A 16061-nucleotide genomic window follows, 5' to 3' on the forward strand; every position below is an offset into this window, starting at 1 on the left:
CGCCACCCGCTACGACAGGCTCGCCACCGTCTACCGAGGAGCCGTCGTCCTCCGGGCCATCACCATGTGGCTAACGACTTAGGAGACGCGCCCTAGGTGCGGCAGCCCTCGGCGCCTCCCGGCGGGGAAGCGGTGGACGCCGCGGTCCGCCGCTAGGCTCCGGTGGGTGCCGACCGTTCCCCCCTCGCCGACCGCGGAGCAGCTGCCCGTCCGGACCGCTGCCGTGTGGGCCGCGCTCGACCCGCTGGTCAGCGCCGGGGACGCGCTGCGCGTGCTCGACGTCGGCGGTGGCAGCGGGATGTTCGCCGTGCCCCTCGCCCGCCTCGGCCACAGCGTCACCGTCGTCGACCCCAGCGCCGACGCCCTCGCGACCCTGCGCCGGCGCGCCGAGACCGCCGGCGTGGGCGGGCGGGTGCGCGGTGTCCAGGGCGACGGCGACCTGCTGCACGAGGTCCTCGCCGACGACGGCGGGTACGACCTCGCCCTCTGCCACTCCGTGCTCGAGGTCGTCGACGACCCCGCGGTCACCCTCGCCGAGATCGCCGGCGCGCTGCGCCCCGGCGGTCAGGTGAGCCTCGCCGTCGCCAACCGGGCGGGTGCGGTGCTCGCGCGAGCGGTCACCGGTCACCCCGCCGAGGCCCTCGCACACCTCCGCGACGAGGGCGGCGCCCCCGGCCGCCCGGCCCGCCGCCGCTTCGCTCCCGACGACCTCCTGGCGCTCGTCGCCGGTGCCGGGCTGACCCCGGGCGCCTGGCGTGGCATCTCCGTCGTGGCCGACCTGCTGGACACGGCGTCCGGCGCCGACCCGGCCGCCGTCCGGGACCTCGAGCTCGCGCTCGCCGGCACCTCGCCCTACCGGGAGGTGGCCGCGGGCCTCCACCTGCTGGCGACCCGCGCGTGACCGGCGGCGCCGACGGCGCGCTGCCGCCCGACCTGCACCGCCCGGCCTACGGTGTCGCGACGCTCGCCGACGTCCTGCCGGGTGTGGCGGCGGCCCTGGGCACCCCCGTGCCGCGGGGCGACCTGCCCGGCGACCCGCTGGGCCTGGCCGACGCGCTGCACGGCGCCCGGCGCGTGGCGGTGCTCCTCGTGGACGGCCTCGGCGCCGACCTGCTCCGGGCGCACGCCGACGTCGCCCCCACGCTCGCGGCCCTCGCCAGCCCGGCCGGCACCCTCCAGGCCCCCTGCCCCAGCACCACCCCGGTCAGCCTCGCGACGATCGGCACCGGCCTGCCCCCGGGCAGCCACGGCATCCTCGGCTTCGTCACCGACGTGCCGGGGGAGGGCCGCACCCTCAACCACACCCAGTGGGCCGACGACCCCGACCCCGCCGACTGGCAGGCGCAGCCCACCGTCTTCGAGCACGTCGCCGCCGGCGGCACCGCGGTCACCGCCGTGGGCCCGTGGGCCTACGCGGGCTCGGGCCTCACCGTGGCGGCCTACCGCGGCGCCGGCTACACCGGCGCGGTCGGTCCCGGCGACCTCACCGCGCTCATGCGCTCGGCGCTGGGCGAGGGCCACCGGGCCCTCGTGTACGGCTACATGGCCGAGCTCGACCTCACCGGGCACGTGCGGGGCGTGGACTCGCCGAGCTGGCGGGCGCAGCTCGCGCTGGTCGACCGGGTCGTCGAGCAGCTGGTCGACGGCCTCCCCGACGACGCCGCGCTGCTGGTCACCGCCGACCACGGGATGCTGGACGTGCCCGCCGCGACCCGGCTGGACCTGGACGACGAACCCGACCTCGCCGACGGGGTCCGGCTGCTCGCCGGGGAACCCCGCGCCCGCTACGTGCACACCGAGCCCGGCGCGGAGGCCGACGTGCTCGCGCGCTGGCGCGGGGTCCTCGGCGACCGGGCCTGGGTGGTCGGGCGGGACGAGGCCGTCGCCAGCGGCGTCTTCGGGCCCGTGGAGGAGCCGCTGGCGGCGCGCATCGGCGACGTCGTGGCGCTCGCCCGCGGCAGCTGGGCGCTGGTCAGCCCCCGGCTGGAGCCCGGGCCCAGCCGGCTGGCCGCCTACCACGGGTCGCTGACCGCGACGGAGCTGGCGATCCCGCTCCTCGTCGCCCGCGGGCGCGCCCTGGCCTGACCACCCGGCCACGAGCACCGCCCTCCGGGTCACCGCCCTCGGCGGGACGACTCCCGCCACTCCCTCGGCGTGAGGCCGTAGGCCTGCCGGAACCGGCGGGTGAAGTGGCTCGGGTCGCTGAACCCGCAGTCCCTGGCCACGGCGGCGACGGTGCGGTTCCGGCGCCGGGGTGAGAGCAGCTCGGTCCGCGCCCGCTCCAGCCGCTCGGCGATGAGCCACTGCTCGAGACTCACCGCCGCGTCCGCGCACACCTTGTAGAGCTGGCGGAGCGAGACGTTGTGCGCCGCCGCGATGCGCTCCGGGTCCAGGCCCGGGTCGGTGAGGTGCCGGCGGCACCAGGCGAGCACCCGGGTCAGCAGCGTCTCCTCCCGGACCTCCCGGGCCAGCCGCTCGCCGCCGGCCGCCCGAGACCAGCAGCGCGCGCACCAGTTCGGTCGTCGCCGTCCCCAGCGCGGTGGCGCCGGCGTCGGTCGAGAACCCGTCGGCGCCCGCGGCCAGCCGGACCAGGTGGTCGCGGACCAGGTCGTGCAGCGGGCTGGCGGGCAGCCGCGGTGCGGCTCTGCGCACGGCGTCCCGGGGCAGGGCGAGGCGGTCGTAGGGGATCTGGAAGGCGCGGGACCCGCCGCTGTCCGCCCACGAGAACTCGTAGGGCGCGGTCAGGTCGCTGAGCATGAGCCGGCTCGGCGGTACGAGCGCCTCGGCGCCGAATTGCCGGAACCGACCGACCCCGCTGGTCTGCACCGCCAGTGCCACGACCGGCGGGCTCTCCATGCGCACGTGCCGGGGCGTGCGGACCAGCCGGAAGCCCGAGGCATCGGTGGTGAACAGGTTCGCCTGGCCGAAGTGCCACAGGTGCATGCGGGAGTACACGCGGGCGTCGGGGCCCAGGTGCTCGATGCGGCACGGCACCGAGGCCTGGTCGAACGCCGCCCGGAACGCGTCGACGCGGTGCTCGGGCGCGACGGTGGCGGTGTCGAGCAGCTGCACCGGCATCTCCCTGCGAAGGCGGTGGGGGCCGCGTCCCCCGGCCCGTGCGGTCAGCGTCGCAGAGCGGTCGCGGTCGCGGAACCGTCCCGGACGCGGCGGCCGTGCAGGCAGGAGCCGGACCTGTGCGCGCACCGTCGACCCGGCCGGCGGGGACGGTGCCAGGCTCCGGATCCGGACGGCCTGCCAACCGAGGGGGCGCCGGCGCCGACGACCTCACCCCGCCGGTCGAGCTCCTCGACCTGCACGACCTCGTGCTGGTGGGCCACCCGACCGGCGGGGGAGGGGTCACCCCCACCCGGCCCGGACCGCACCGCGCGGGTGGCGACGGCGGTGCGCCCCGGCGCCGTCCCGCCGTTGCTGCTGCGGAACTGCTCGAGGACGCCGACCGCTCGCCTCCGTGCGGGCGTGAGAGGAACCGACATGACCGACATCCCCGCACCCCGCCGGGCGGACGGCCCGACTGCCGGCGGCCCGGCCACGATCGTGCTGGTCCACGGCTTCTGGGTCACGCCCCGCAGCTGGGAGGACTGGACGGCGCACTACCAGGCCAAGGGGTACCGCGTGCTGGCCCCGCCCTACCCCGGTTTCGAGGTCGAGGTGGAGGCGCTGAACGCCGACCCGACCCCGATCGCCGAGCTGACGCTGCCGCCGATCGTCGACTCCTACGCGGCGGTGATCGAGCAGCTCGACGAACCGCCGATCCTCATCGGTCACTCCGCCGGCGGCACCATCGTGCAGCTGCTCCTGGACCGCGGCTACGGCGCCGCCGGTGTCGCCCTCTGCTCCGCCCCGACCGAGGGCGTGCGGGTGCTGCCGCTCTCCCAGCTGAGGTCGACGTTCACCGCGTTCAAGAACCCGGCGAACCGGCACCGCGAGGTCCCGCTGACCCCGGAGCAGTGGCGTTACGCCTTCGCGAACACCTTCAGCGAGGAGGAGTCCCGGCGGCTGTACGAGCGGTACGCCATCCCGGCGCCGGGCCGGATCATCTGGAGCGGCGTGCTGGCCAACTTCATGCCGGGCCCGCAGGACGCCCACGTCGACTACGCCAGGCCCGACCGTGCCCCGCTGCTGTTCGTCTCGGCCGGCGAGGACCACATCATGCCGCCGAGCGTGCAGCGGTCGAACGCCGCGCACTACACGACGGGCACCGTCGAGCGGCTCGAGTACCCCGGGTTCGCGCACCTGCTGCCGGCCCAGGAGGGCTGGCGCGAGATCGCGGACGCGGTGCTCGACTGGGCGGTGGCGCACGCCGCCGTTCCGCGGCGGGAGGCCGGTCAGCAGTGACCGGCGTCCGGCTCACCCACGTCGGCGGGCCGACGGTGCTCGTCGAGGTGGAGGGCTGGCGGATCCTCGTCGACCCCACCTTCGACCCCCCCCCGGCCGGAGGTACGCCTTCGGCTGGGGGACGGCGTCACGCAAGCTCACCGGGCCGGCTCTCCCGGTGGCCGGTGTCCTGCCGGTGGACGTCGTGCTCCTGAGCCACGACCACCACGCCGACAACCTCGACGACGCCGGCCGGGCGCTGCTGCCGTCGGCCGGGGCCGTCCTGACCACCGTGGCCGGAGCCCGCCGGCTGGGCGGCTCCGCGCGGGGGTTGCGGGCGTGGGAGACCGCGGAGCTGGCAGCATCCGGCAGGCCGGCCGTCGAGGTGACCGCGACGCCGGCACGGCACGGCCCGCCGCTGAGCCGGCCTGTCACGGGAGCGGTCGTCGGCTTCGCCCTCCGCCGGCCGGGTCGTGACGACGGCGTCCTGTGGATCTCCGGGGACACCGTGCTCTTCCGCGGCCTGCGGGAGGTGGCCGGACGGTTCGACGTGGGCACCGCGCTGCTGCACCTGGGCGGGGTCCGCTTCCCGGTCACCGGTCCGCTGCGCTACTCGATGACGGCGCGGCAGGCCGTCGAGCTGTGCGGGGTGCTGCGGCCGCGGACCGCGGTCCCGGTGCACTACGAGGGCTGGGCGCACTTCCGGCAGGGACGGGCCGCGGCCGCGGCGGAGCTCGCCCGGGCGCCTGCCGACGTGCGGGAGCGGTTCCGCTGGCTGCCCAACGGCGAGCCGGTCGACCTGCCGGCATGAACCGGTGGTGGCCCCCTCCCGAGCGGCTGAAGACCTGCTCAGCCGGGGGCCGTCGCGGGCCCGGTGACGGCGAGGTGGTGCCAGGTGCGCACCCGGCCGGGCGTGGCCGCCTGGCAGGTCAGGTGCACGGTCTCCGGTGACGGGCGGCTCTCCACGGTGACGACGACGGCGCCCCCCGCGTGCGCCAGCGTGACCGCCCACCGCTCCACGTCCGGTTGCCCCGTCGCCTCCGGGACGACGCCGACCGGGGCCAGGTCGTCGATGCCGAACGCGCCGAGCTCCTCCCGGGCGAAGTGCTGCGCGGCCTGCACGGGCGCGGTCAGCCCGGCCCGCCCGCGCAGCCACGGCAGGGCCACCTCGCCCCGGTCGTGCGCCGCGACGACCAGCCCGCCGTCCCCCGGGACCTGGCCGTAGTAGAAGCCGTGCGGCAGCACCAGCATGTTCGCCGCGAAGCGGTCACCGCCCAGGTGGCTGCACTCCCACACGCCGGCCGGGCCGGGTGCGGGCAGGGCCCGGGCCAGCGGCCGACCGCGCAGCGCGCAGCAGGCGTCGTGGCCGCCGTGGGTGCACACCAGGTAGGTCGGCCCGCGGGCCGGTTCGCCCACCGACCCGTCCCACGGGGCGGTGAGCAGGTCGGAGTCGGCCGACCGCACCGACCACCAGAGGCCTTCCCGGCCGGGCCGGCCGTCGGCGTAGGCCCAGCGCCGGCCGGAATCGGCCAACCGGTCGCCGGGCCGGCGCACCAGCAGCACCCGCACGCCCTCCCGCTGCGCGCGCTCGGAGAGCAGCCGGGCCACCCGCCCGTCGAACCGCGACTGCAGGAGGGCCTGCCGGCCCCACGGCCCCGGCTGCTCGATCAGCAGCCACCGGGACACCGGGGCCGCCGTCGCCACCCCGGAGTCCCCCCGCTCGAGCGCCTGCACCGAGCAGCGGCTCGCGTCCAGCCGGCCCAGCGGGCGGGCGGGGACGTCGGTGCGGCAGAAGTCGTCCTCACCCGCCGGGCCGGCCGGGGTCACGCCCCCCACCGGGTCACCGGGGCACCCCGGTGGCCGGCAGCTCGGCGTCGGGCACGGTGGCGATCGACTCGGTGACCAGCCGGCGGGCCAGCGTCAGCCGCTCCTCCGGGTCCAGGCCGGGCAGGTCGCCCACCTTCAGCTCGCCGGCGTCCAGCAGCTCGGCGAGCGCCGCCCGGACCCGGCCCGGGAAGGTGTGCGTGCGCCGACCGGCGAGGAGGGTGACCCGGCCGTCGGCGGCGTCCCGCAGCGAGCACCGCAACCGCCGGCGCACGCGCAGGACGGTGGCCGGGCCGAGAGCCGCGGCCGCGGTCGACTGGGCCAGCGGTGCCACCGGCTCGGGGCGCACCTGCGCCCAGGTGCGCTCGCGGAGCCGGTCGGCGACCTCGGTGGGGTCGACGCGGCCCAGCCACTCCTGCAGCCCGGCGATCACCGCGGCGACGTCGTCGCGCACGGAGTCGGGGCGGCCCAGGTCCAGGCCCAGCGGCAGGGCGCCGCGCAGCTCGCGGTCCTCGGCCGCCAGGGTGCGCACCAGGTCCAGCGCGGACTCGGCGGCCGCCCAGCGGGTCACGGAGTGGATGCCGACGGTCAGGTGGGCGCTGATCTCGCCCAGCGCCTCGGCCGAGTGCAGGAACCCCCGCGGCAGGTAGAGGGCGTCGCCGGGGCGCAGCACCGCGTCGATCACGGGCGGGCGCCCGGCAGCCGCGGCCACCTCGGCGGCGCGGTCGCCCCAGGGCTGGGTGCGCAGCGGGTCGGGCAGCACCGGCTCGTGGATGGTCCAGTGCTTCTCGCCGGCCACCTGGAGCACGAACACGTCGTGGACGTCGTAGTGCGGGCTGAACCCCTGCGAGGACGGCGGCGTGATGTAGGCGTTCACCTGCGTCGGGTGGCCCAGATCGGCGGCCAGCTGGTCGGCGAACTCGATCAGCGGCGGCCAGAGCCGGTGCAGCCCCTGCAGCACGACGGTGCTCCCGTCGGCGAAGAGCCGCAGCACCGCGTCGGAGGAGACCTGGTCGGCGATCTCGGCACCGGCCCCGCCCGAGGTGGTGAACCGCTTGGCGTCGACGACCGCGCCGTCCTTGGCGATGCGCAGGAAGGGCGTGCGCAGGCCACGCCGGGAGAGCAGCTCGTCGACGGCCGGCAGGTCCAGCAGGTCGGTGAAGGAGTTGCCGGTGTCCTCGGCGCGCGTCAGGAGCGGGCGCCGGGCCCAGTGCTCCCGTGCGAACTGCTCGGGGGCCATGTCCGTGCACCGCCGCAGGGCCGGGCGGAGCGGCTGCTCCGCCCGGCCCTGCGCGGCCGGGTTCTCGGTCAGGCCGAACCGTCCGCGCCACCGTCGGCGCCACCGTCGGCGCCGCCGTCCGCGCCACCGTCCGCGCCGCCGTCGGCGCCACCGTCCGCGCCACCGTCGGCGCCACCGTCGGCGCCGCCGTCGTGACCGCCGGGCGTGCCGCTCGCGCCGTGGTCGGCCGTGCCCGCGCTGCTGTCGGCCGGACCGTGCGCGCCGCCGTCGGCGCCGCCGTCGGCCCCGCCGTCCGTGCTGGTCATCTCGTCGTCGAGCGCCATGGGCTCCTCCGCTCCTGTCGATCCGGGCCGCCGTGCGACGGCCCCGGCCGGTGCAGTACCTCCCGCGCACCGCGTTGACACCTGCGCCCACCAGCGGTTTCCACCGCCCGGGTCGCCGGCGGTCGGGCACCCGGGACGGCCAGGTCCGAATGTGACGATCAGGTCACGGCTGGCCGGTCGGGTGGGCGGCGGGGCCCGCAGCGGGCACCCACGAGGGTGCGGGACGTGCCTGTGCGGCCCGCGGCGAGCATCTGCACGACGACCGGAGGAGACCACTCGTGACCGAGAGTCGTACACGTACCGACACCACGTTCGAGGACAACGTCGTCCACGACAGAGCGGTCGACCGGCCGGCCGAGGGGGCGACGGCGACGGCGCCCGCCGTTCCCGCGCCACCCCGGCGCGACCGGGTCCGCTGGGGTCCGGTGTGGGCCGGCCTGATCGTCGCCGTCCCGACGTTCCTGCTGCTGCAGCTGGCGACGCTGGCCCTGGGCTGGTGGGACGTCGGCCCGGGCGCCACCGGCAACAACGCCGACTGGATCAGCGGGATCAACGGGCTGATCGCCCTGTTCCTCGGCGGGCTGACCGCCGGTGCGAGCGCGATCTGGCGCGGGCTCAGCGACGGGCTGCTGCACGGCATCCTGGTCTGGGCGCTGACGGTGGTCTCCATCGTCTTCATGACCCTGTTCGGCGGGGGTGCGCTGCTGGGCTCGCTCGCCGGCGTCGTCACCGACGTGACCGGGATCGAGCAGGCGGACCTGCCCGACGTCGCCGCCGGCCAGGTGGCCGACGTGGCGACCGCCAGCGCCAGCTGGGCCGTCCTGGGCCTGGGGCTGGGGATCACCGCCGCGGCGCTGGGCGGCGTGCTGGGCGCCAAGATGTGGCCCAGCCGCACCGACGCCGAGCGGCAGCGGGTCGCGGCCGGCTGACGGCCTCCCGCACCGCTATCGTCGACCCCGGATCGAACAAGCGTTCGACCCGGGGTCGACGTGCGGGAGGGCGGCGTGGGGCGGGACGGCGGGCGTGCGGGGGGCTGCACCGTGCTGCACGTCGACATGGACGCCTTCTTCGCCAGCGTCGAGGTGCGCCGGCGACCCGAGCTGGCCGGCACCCCGGTGATCGTCGGCGGGGCGGGCAACCGCGGCGTGGTCACCTCGGCCACCTACGAGGCCCGCCGCTACGGGGTGCACGCAGCCATGCCCACCGCACGGGCGCTGCGGCTGTGCCCGACGGCGACGGTCCTGCCGGGGGACATGGCGCTCTACGCCGAGGTGTCCCGGTCGGTGATGGCGCTGTTCCGGTCGATCACCCCCCTGGTCGAGCCGCTGAGCATGGACGAGGCGTTCCTCGACGTCGCCGGTGCCGGCCGCCGGCTGGGCGACGCCGCGGAGGTCGGCGAGTACCTCCGCGCCCGGGTCTTCGACGAGCAGGGCATCACCTGCTCGGTCGGCGTGGCCGGCACCAAGTTCGTGGCGAAGCTGGCCTCCACGCGCGCCAAGCCCGACGGGCTGCTCGTCGTCCGCCCCGCGGAGGTCATGGGCTTCCTCCACCCGCTGCCGGTGGGCGCGCTGTGGGGGGTGGGCCCGAAGACGGAGGAGACCCTCCTGCGGCTGGGGCTGCGCACCGTGGGCGACCTCGCCCACGTGCCGGCGAAGACCCTCCAGCGGGCGCTCGGTGCCGCGGCCGGCGCCCACCTGCACGAGCTCGCCTGGGGCCGGGACCCGCGGCGGGTGGTCCCCGACGAGCCCGAGCGCTCGACCGGAGCGGAGGAGACCTTCGCCACCGACGTCGACGACCTCCGCGTCGTCCACCGGGAGCTGCTGCGCCTGGCGGAGCGGACGGCGGGCCGGCTGCGCTCCACCGGCTGGCTGGCCCGCACGGTCAGCATCAAGGTCCGCTTCGCGGACTTCACCACGATCACCCGCAGCCGCACGCTGGGGGCGCCCACCGACGTGGGGCAGGAGCTCTACGACACCGCCCGCGCCCTCTACGACGCCCTGGGGCTGGACCGGACCCGCATCCGGCTGGTCGGCGTCCGGGCCGAACGGCTGGTGGCGGCGGGGTCGGCCCCCCGGCAGCTGGAGCTCGGCGCCCGCGAGCACGGCCGCCGGGAGGCGGAGCTCGCCGCCGACCGGGCCGCCCGGCGGTTCGGTGCCGGTGCGGTCCGCCCGGCGACGCTGCTGGGCTCGTCGGGCTCGTCGGGCACGTCCGGGCGGTCGGCGCGCTGACCTGGGCGGACGTGCCGGGGCGTGCACCCGGAGGGGTGATCCGCGGACGCGCCCGGCAGCTCGCCGAGGCGTCGCCTTTCGCCGCGTGCAATCGGCTCGTATCCTCGGGGACACCGTCGGCGGGAGCCTCCGACGGAACTGGCTCCGCCCAACTGGAGGTCGACGTGCCGCTCTCCGAGCACGAGCAGCGTCTGCTGGAGCAGATCGAGCGCGCCCTCGTCGATGACGATCCGAAGTTCGCATCCTCGGTCCGCACCGGCGATCGCCGTCAGAAGGCCCGCCGCAAACTGCAGCTCGGTGGGCTGCTGGTCGTGGTCGGGCTCGCCGTCCTGGTCGCCGGCGCCGTCGCCGAGTCCGTCCCGCTGGGCGTCCTCGGCTTCCTGGTCGCCTTCGGCGGTGCCGCCCTCGGGGTGCTGCACTACCGCGGGGCCACCGGCGCCGTCGAGGCACCCGGCCCGTCCGGGTCGCGCGGCTCGACCGCGGCCGGCCGCGGCGGCCGGCGGGGGCGGCAGCCGATGAAGAACCGGCTGGAAGAGCGCTTCCGCCGCCGCTACGACCAGTAGCCCTCGCGCACCGGGTTCCCGGCCGCCGTCCGCCCCGGACGGCGGCCGGACTCGTCCCGGCGCCACCGCCCGGCCCAGTCGCGGGCGCCCGCCACCAGGGAGGCGGGCCACAGCCGCGCCCGCAGCCGCACCGACCGGGGGCGCGCCGCGAGCAGCCCCCGGCGGGCCGCCCGCAGCGCCGCCCGCAGCTCGGCAGCCGGGGGCTCGCTGCCCGGCCGCCCGTAGCTCGCCGCCTCCTCCGCCCGGGCCAGCCGGCGCACGGCGGCCTCCGCCCGCTCCGCCGCGGGGCCGCCCGGGCCCCTGCCCAGCGTGCGGACGAGGGCCTCGGCCACGCGGCGCGGCGTCCAGGACGGCTGCAGGTGCACGCCGAGGTCGGTCCCGGAGGCGCGCAGCTCGGCCCAGGCCCCGGCGGCGCCGCCCCCCGCGAGCCGGCGCCGGCGCTGCAGGGCGCGCACCCCGGCCGGCGCGGCCACGACGACGGCGACCAGCGCCAGCACCCCGGCGGTGGCCAGCAGCGGGCCCCGATCGGCCGCGGTCGCCGCGAGCGGGGTGGCCTGGGGCACCGCCTCCGGCAACCGGTCGGTCCGCGGTGCCGCCGGCTGCGGCGCCGCCGTCGGCGCGGGGACGGCCGGGCCGGTGTCGACCCGCTCCTGCGCCGTGGCCCGGGGGGACCAGGGGAGGTCGACCTGCCGGTCGACCGCCAGCGGGGTGGGGTCGAAGGGCACCCAGCCCACCCCCTGGAAGTACACCTCCACCCAGGCGTGCGCGTCGTCGCTGGTGATCAGCCGCGTCCCGTCGGGCTCGACGTCGCCGGGCGTGTACCCCAGCGCGACCCGGGCCGGCAGCCCCGCCTGCCGCACCAGCACGGCCATGGCGCCGGCGTACTGCTCGCAGTAGCCGCGCTTGAGCCGCAGGAAGTCCACCAGGTCGTCGCCGCTGGTGCCGGGGGCGGTGGAGAGGCTGTAGACGAAGCCGTTGGCGCGGTCGCTGAGGTAGCCCTGGATCCGCAGCACCCGCTCGTAGGGCGTCGCGGCGCCGGCGGTCAACCCGGCGGTGAGCTCGGCGATGGCCGGGTCCAGCTCGGGCAGCGCGCCGAAGCGCTCCTGCACCGGGTCGTCCGGCGGCAGGGGCCCGGCGCGGGCGAGCAGCTCCTCGGACGGGCGGGGCTCCACGGCGGTCACCCCGTAGGCCAGGCCCGCGCTGGTCACCCCCCGGCCGAACACCGTGCCGGTCGCCTCGTCGTACCGCCAGGCGGCCGCCTCGCCGTCCACGCGGACCGACAGGGGCGCGGTCGGCACCGGGAGGAAGCGGTCGTCGTGCTCCAGCACCCGCACCTCGGTGGACACCTGCCGCGTCGGCGGGCCGTCCGGCAGCGGGGCGAGGAAGCCGTCGTCGGCCACCGAGGTCTCGCCGTCGAGGTTGCTCAGCGACCACCCCTCGGCCGGCTCGTACTCGTCGAGGGCGACGGCGCGCAGGTAGCCGGGGTCCTCGACCGAGCTGCCCACCCGCAGCAGCGGGACCGGTTCGGGCAGGGTGAGCTGCCCGCGCAGCTCGGCCGCCGGGTCCAGCGACGTGCCCGTGGCCGAGCCGGTCCCGCCGCCGAGCCCGGTGGCGAACGAACCCTCGGGCAGGGTGGGCACCGCCGCGCCGAGGACCGCGCCGGCCGCCACCGCCACCACGCCGATCCGCACGGCGGCCCCCGAGCCGCCGGCGGGGCCGGCCAGCTCCCGGCGCTGGTCGGCCCACAGCAGGACGGCGAAGCCGGCGGCGGGACCGACCAGCGCCACCAGCCCGATCCCGCCGGTCACCGTGGCCACCGGCACGCACACCAGGGGGAGCAGCGCCGCGCCGGCCACCGCCGCCTGGCGGCCGGCCACCGCGAGGGAGTCGACGACGACGGCGACCAGCCCGACGAACAGGGTGGTGAGCGCGAGCAGGCCGGTCAGCGGGAGGGCCGGGGTTGCCTGCTCGCGGATCTCGGCCGCGCCGGCACCGAAGACCTCGCCCAGCCGCGCGATCGTCGTCGGGGTGGGCAGCAGCCCGGCCAGGGCGGTGTCCGGCACGAACACCGCTGCCAGCACGCAGACCACGAGGGCCAGCTGGCCGAGCGGCACCGCCACGGCCAGCGCCCACGCGGCGCGGTCGCCGGCGAGCCGGGTCACCGCCGCGCGCAGGGCCAGCCCGCCGGCGAGGACGGCGACGACGACGGTCACCACCGGGGGCACCCAGGCGCGGGTGGTGAACACGGGGGAGAGCGCCAGGGCGCCGAGCAGGGTGGCCGCGGCGGCGGCGACCGCGGTGCGGACGTCGGCCGGGCTCATCCCGCCACCCCCGCGGGCGCCCCGGCGAGCGCGGCCCACACCTCGCCGACGTCCTGCCCGGCGGCCGCGGTGGTGACCCGCCAGCCCGCCCCCGCGAGGACGGCGGCGGCCTGGTCGCGCTGGGCGGCCAGGGCGTCGAGCGCCGTGCCGGTGGCGCCGCGGCGGCCCCGCCCCGGCTCGCCCCACGAGGCGACGTCGAGGAGCACGGCGAGGCCGGGCACCGGGCCCTGGCGCAGCCGTGCCAGCTCGGCGACGTCGTCGGGCCCGACCGCGCCCAGCAGGCAGACCAGCGGGCCGTCGCCCGCAGCGCGGCAGGCCACCGGCACGACGTCGGAGAGGTCGCGGGCGCGCGAGACCCCCAGGACCGCCAGCCGGTCCAGGAGCTCCTCGGCCCCGAGCGCGGCGCCCCCGGACGCCGGGCCGGGGTCGTCCCCGCTCGCCACCACCCGCAGCCGCGCCCCGCGCCGGGCGAGGTCGACCCCGATGCTGGCGGCGGCCTCGACCAGCCACTCGAAGCTGTCGCCGGGCGGCGCCGGGTCACCGGGCGGCCCGGGGACCTTCCGGGCGCCGTCCCACGCGGGTGCCACGAGGTGCGCCCGGGCCCGCGTGTCCAGCAGCAGGGTGCCCTGGGCGCGCCAGGGGGTCTCCTCCAGGCGCACCTTCAGGTCGCCGGTGCGCGCGCTGGCCCGCCAGTGCACCTTGCGCATGTCGTCCCCGCGCCGGTACTCGCGGATGCTCACGTCGTCGTCCCCGTGGACGGCGAACGCGCGGTGCGCGCCGTCGCCCCCGCCGCTGCCCCCGCCGGGGCCCCCGCGCCGCAGCGGGCGGACGCGGGGCACCACGACCAGCGGCGCGGTGTCCGCCCCGGCGGCGGTCCGCTCGACCAGGCCGAAGGGGTCCAGGACCCGCAGCCGGAGCGGTCCCAGCTGGTAGCGGCCGCGGTGCCGCCCGGACACCCGGTACCGGACGGTGGTCGTCGCGCCGGGGGCGAGCCCGGCCACGGTGAAGCGGTGCGGGCGGCCCAGGGTCGCGGGCAGCTGCTCGGTGAGCAGCCACAGGCCGCCGCGGCGCGCGTCGACGTTCTGCAGCCGCAGCTCGACGTCGGCCTGGGCGCCGCGCGGCACCCGCTGCGGGGTGACGGCGCGCCGGGTGGTGACCCGGAAGCGCCCCCGCGCCACGGTCACGCCGGCGAGCAGCGGCAGGACGAGCACGAAGGCGGCGAGCTGGACCAGCGCCCGCTCCCCGAGCACGGCACCCACCAGCCCGAGGGCGACGCCGCCGGCGAGGAGGGCGCGGCCGCGGGGCGTGAGGGCGCCCCGGGCCCGGGCCGGGCCGCCGACCACCCTCAGCGCCTGCGGGAGACCGGGACGGAGGACACCAGCGAGGCCACGACCTGCTCGGCGCTGCGCCGGGCCACCACCGCCTCGCCGGCGAGCAGCAGCCGGTGGGCCAGCACCGGCACGGCGAGCGCCTGGACGTCGTCGGGCAGCACGTGGTCGCGGCCGTCGAGGGCGGCGGAGGCGCGGGCGGCGCGCAGCAGCTGCAGGCCCGCGCGGGGCGAGGCGCCCAGCCGGAGCTCCGGCGAGCGGCGGGTGGCCTCCACGAGGGAGACGACGTACCGGCGGACCGCCTCGGCCACGTGCACCTGCCCCACGGCCGCCACCAGGGACCGCACGAGGGCGGCGTCGGCCACCGGGCGCAGGGCGGTGAGCGGGTCGATGGTCGAGCGGTCGTCCAGCATCGCCAGCTCCGCCGCCGGGTCGGGGTAACCCATCGACACCCGGGCGGTGAAGCGGTCCCGCTGGGCCTCGGGCAGGGGGTAGGTGCCCTCCATCTCCAGCGGGTTCTGGGTGGCCATGACGAGGAAGGGCCGGGCCAGCTCGTAGCTGACGCCGTCGACGGTGACCTGGCGCTCCTCCATGCACTCGAGCAGCGCCGACTGGGTCTTGGGGGATGCCCGGTTGATCTCGTCGGCGACGACGACGTTGGCGAAGATCGCGCCGGGCTTGAACTCGAACGCCCGCGTCTCCTGGTCGTAGACGGCCACGCCCGTGACGTCGCTGGGCAGCAGGTCGGGCGTGAACTGGATCCGCCGCACGCTCGCGTCGATCGACCCGGCCAGCGCCTTGGCCAGCGTCGTCTTGCCGACCCCGGGCACGTCCTCGATGAGCAGGTGGCCCTCGGCCAGCAGCACGACCAGCGCCAGCCGGACGACGTGGTCCTTGCCCTGGACGACGCGGCCGATCGAGGCCGCGATGCGTGCGCCCTCCGCGGCGACGTCGACCGACGCGTCGGCCGTCCCGTCGGCGGACCGTGTCGCCTCCGTCACCGCTCCACCGTACGTGCCGCGCGACCCCCCGTCCCGGTCGCTGATCACGGTGCGCGGGCGGGGCGGCCGGGGGCGGGGGTCCGCCGGTGGGGGCCGTGGATCACGACACGGCCTCGAGTGGTGTCCAGTGGGGGCTAGTGGGTTACTGTGTCGGCCGGTGGGGAGGCAGGGTCCCGTCCGGGGAGCTGCAGAGCCATGGGAGGACCGATGCAGGGGGTGATCCGGTGTTCGTCGGCAGCTATCAGTTGCGCCTCGACGAGAAGGGCCGGCTCGCCCTCCCCGTGCGCTTCCGCGACCAGGTGGCCGACGGCATGGTGATCAAGAAGGGCCAGGAACGCTGCATCTACGGCCTCACCATGGGCCGGGTCGCCGAGCAGAGCGCCGCGATGGCCGCGATGGCGCCGTCGGACACCGCCGCCGCGCGCATGCGCGCCCGCATGAGCTTCGGCTCCATGGTCGAGCTCGAGCCCGACAAGACCGGCCGCATCACCATCCCCGCGAGCCTGCGGGAGTACGCCCACCTGGACCGCGACGTGGTCGTGGTCGGCGTGGACACCCGCTTCGAGATCTGGGACTCCGCGACCTGGGACGCCTACGTGGCCGAGCAGGAAGCCGCCTTCGCCGACATGGAGAGCGAGGGGATGCCGACGCTGTCGTGATCCCGGGAACGCCCCACCCGCTCCCACCGGCCCCGTGCCGAACCGTTCGAGCCACCTTCCCCGCGGCTCGACCGGACCGGGCCCCAGCCGCCTTCCCCGCGGCTCGGTCCCACGACGGAGGACCGCACGGACAGCGGGCACCTGCCGGCCCCGCCGGCGGGGGGTGACCCACCGGCCCCGCGGAACCCCACCTGACGCTCTTCCCCGACGCCAGGCGGACCCGCGGGGCCGGTGGGTCA

15 protein-coding genes are annotated in these 16061 nt (G+C 77.6%); 8 read left to right on the forward strand and 7 right to left on the reverse strand.

Annotated elements, in window-relative coordinates; translation table 11 throughout:
- Positions 1–166 precede the first annotated feature (166 nt).
- Positions 167–901 carry a methyltransferase domain-containing protein gene (locus E9549_RS20120; protein WP_236828365.1) on the forward strand — a complete coding sequence of 245 codons (735 nt, stop codon included), beginning with the start codon at positions 167–169 and terminating at the stop codon, positions 899–901.
- Positions 898–2085, forward strand: coding sequence for an alkaline phosphatase family protein (locus E9549_RS20125; protein WP_236828366.1), 1188 nt, complete (start codon positions 898–900; stop codon positions 2083–2085). Before E9549_RS20120 ends, E9549_RS20125 begins: the two co-directional genes overlap by 4 nt.
- Positions 2086–2114: 29 nt before the next feature.
- On the opposite strand, the gene E9549_RS20130 is transcribed toward E9549_RS20125, so the two are convergent.
- Entirely contained in the window at positions 2115–2432 is a 318-nt protein-coding gene (locus tag E9549_RS20130) for a helix-turn-helix transcriptional regulator (protein ID WP_236828367.1), read from the reverse strand.
- 1060 nt (positions 2433–3492) lie between these two features.
- On the opposite strand from E9549_RS20130, the gene E9549_RS20135 reads away from it, so the two are divergent.
- Positions 3493–4356: an alpha/beta hydrolase gene (locus E9549_RS20135; protein ID WP_236828368.1), complete on the forward strand. Its 864-nt coding sequence runs from the start codon at positions 3493–3495 to the stop codon at positions 4354–4356.
- A 157-nt stretch (positions 4357–4513) separates the two neighbouring features.
- The gene (locus E9549_RS20140) at positions 4514–5146 is read left to right on the forward strand and encodes an MBL fold metallo-hydrolase (protein WP_236828369.1); all 633 of its coding nucleotides are present in this window, start codon (positions 4514–4516) and stop codon (positions 5144–5146) included.
- A 38-nt stretch (positions 5147–5184) separates the two neighbouring features.
- On the opposite strand, the gene E9549_RS20145 is transcribed toward E9549_RS20140, so the two are convergent.
- From E9549_RS20145 to E9549_RS20155, 3 genes are all read right to left on the reverse strand, one after another.
- The gene (locus E9549_RS20145; protein WP_236828370.1) at positions 5185–6162 is read right to left on the reverse strand and encodes a sucrase ferredoxin; all 978 of its coding nucleotides are present in this window, start codon (positions 6160–6162) and stop codon (positions 5185–5187) included.
- Between the two features lie 13 nt (positions 6163–6175).
- The gene (locus E9549_RS20150) at positions 6176–7399 is read right to left on the reverse strand and encodes a cupin domain-containing protein (protein WP_236828371.1); all 1224 of its coding nucleotides are present in this window, start codon (positions 7397–7399) and stop codon (positions 6176–6178) included.
- 68 nt (positions 7400–7467) lie between these two features.
- The gene (locus tag E9549_RS20155) at positions 7468–7722 is read right to left on the reverse strand and encodes a BatC protein (protein ID WP_236828372.1); all 255 of its coding nucleotides are present in this window, start codon (positions 7720–7722) and stop codon (positions 7468–7470) included.
- Between the two features lie 278 nt (positions 7723–8000).
- On the opposite strand from E9549_RS20155, the gene E9549_RS20160 reads away from it, so the two are divergent.
- From E9549_RS20160 to E9549_RS20170, 3 genes are all read left to right on the forward strand, one after another.
- Complete coding sequence (locus E9549_RS20160; RefSeq protein ID WP_236828373.1) at positions 8001–8651, forward strand: permease; 651 nt, start codon at positions 8001–8003, stop codon at positions 8649–8651.
- 111 nt (positions 8652–8762) lie between these two features.
- Positions 8763–9950, forward strand: coding sequence for a DNA polymerase IV (gene dinB / locus E9549_RS20165; protein WP_236828374.1), 1188 nt, complete (start codon positions 8763–8765; stop codon positions 9948–9950).
- A 164-nt stretch (positions 9951–10114) separates the two neighbouring features.
- Positions 10115–10513, forward strand: coding sequence for a DUF3040 domain-containing protein (locus tag E9549_RS20170; RefSeq protein WP_236828375.1), 399 nt, complete (start codon positions 10115–10117; stop codon positions 10511–10513).
- Here E9549_RS20170 and E9549_RS20175 read toward each other — a convergent pair.
- The 3 genes from E9549_RS20175 to E9549_RS20185 are packed head-to-tail and all read right to left on the reverse strand — an operon-like array spanning position 10501 to position 15163.
- Positions 10501–12834, reverse strand: a complete 2334-nt coding sequence (locus tag E9549_RS20175; protein ID WP_236828376.1) for a DUF3488 and transglutaminase-like domain-containing protein — start codon at positions 12832–12834, stop codon at positions 10501–10503. The genes E9549_RS20170 and E9549_RS20175 overlap by 13 nt on opposite strands.
- Positions 12831–14177, reverse strand: coding sequence for a DUF58 domain-containing protein (locus E9549_RS24315; RefSeq protein WP_236828377.1), 1347 nt, complete (start codon positions 14175–14177; stop codon positions 12831–12833). The genes E9549_RS20175 and E9549_RS24315 overlap by 4 nt, the downstream gene beginning before the upstream one ends.
- Positions 14178–14179: 2 nt before the next feature.
- Positions 14180–15163 carry a MoxR family ATPase gene (locus tag E9549_RS20185; protein ID WP_236828378.1) on the reverse strand — a complete coding sequence of 328 codons (984 nt, stop codon included), beginning with the start codon at positions 15161–15163 and terminating at the stop codon, positions 14180–14182.
- A gap of 224 nt (positions 15164–15387) precedes the next feature.
- On the opposite strand from E9549_RS20185, the gene mraZ reads away from it, so the two are divergent.
- Positions 15388–15822: a division/cell wall cluster transcriptional repressor MraZ gene (mraZ, locus tag E9549_RS20190; RefSeq protein WP_236828379.1), complete on the forward strand. Its 435-nt coding sequence runs from the start codon at positions 15388–15390 to the stop codon at positions 15820–15822.
- Positions 15823–16061: the final 239 nt, after the last annotated feature.

The sequence above is a fragment of the Blastococcus sp. MG754426 genome, assembly GCF_021699055.1.
In the GTDB taxonomy this organism is placed as follows: domain Bacteria; phylum Actinomycetota; class Actinomycetes; order Mycobacteriales; family Geodermatophilaceae; genus Blastococcus.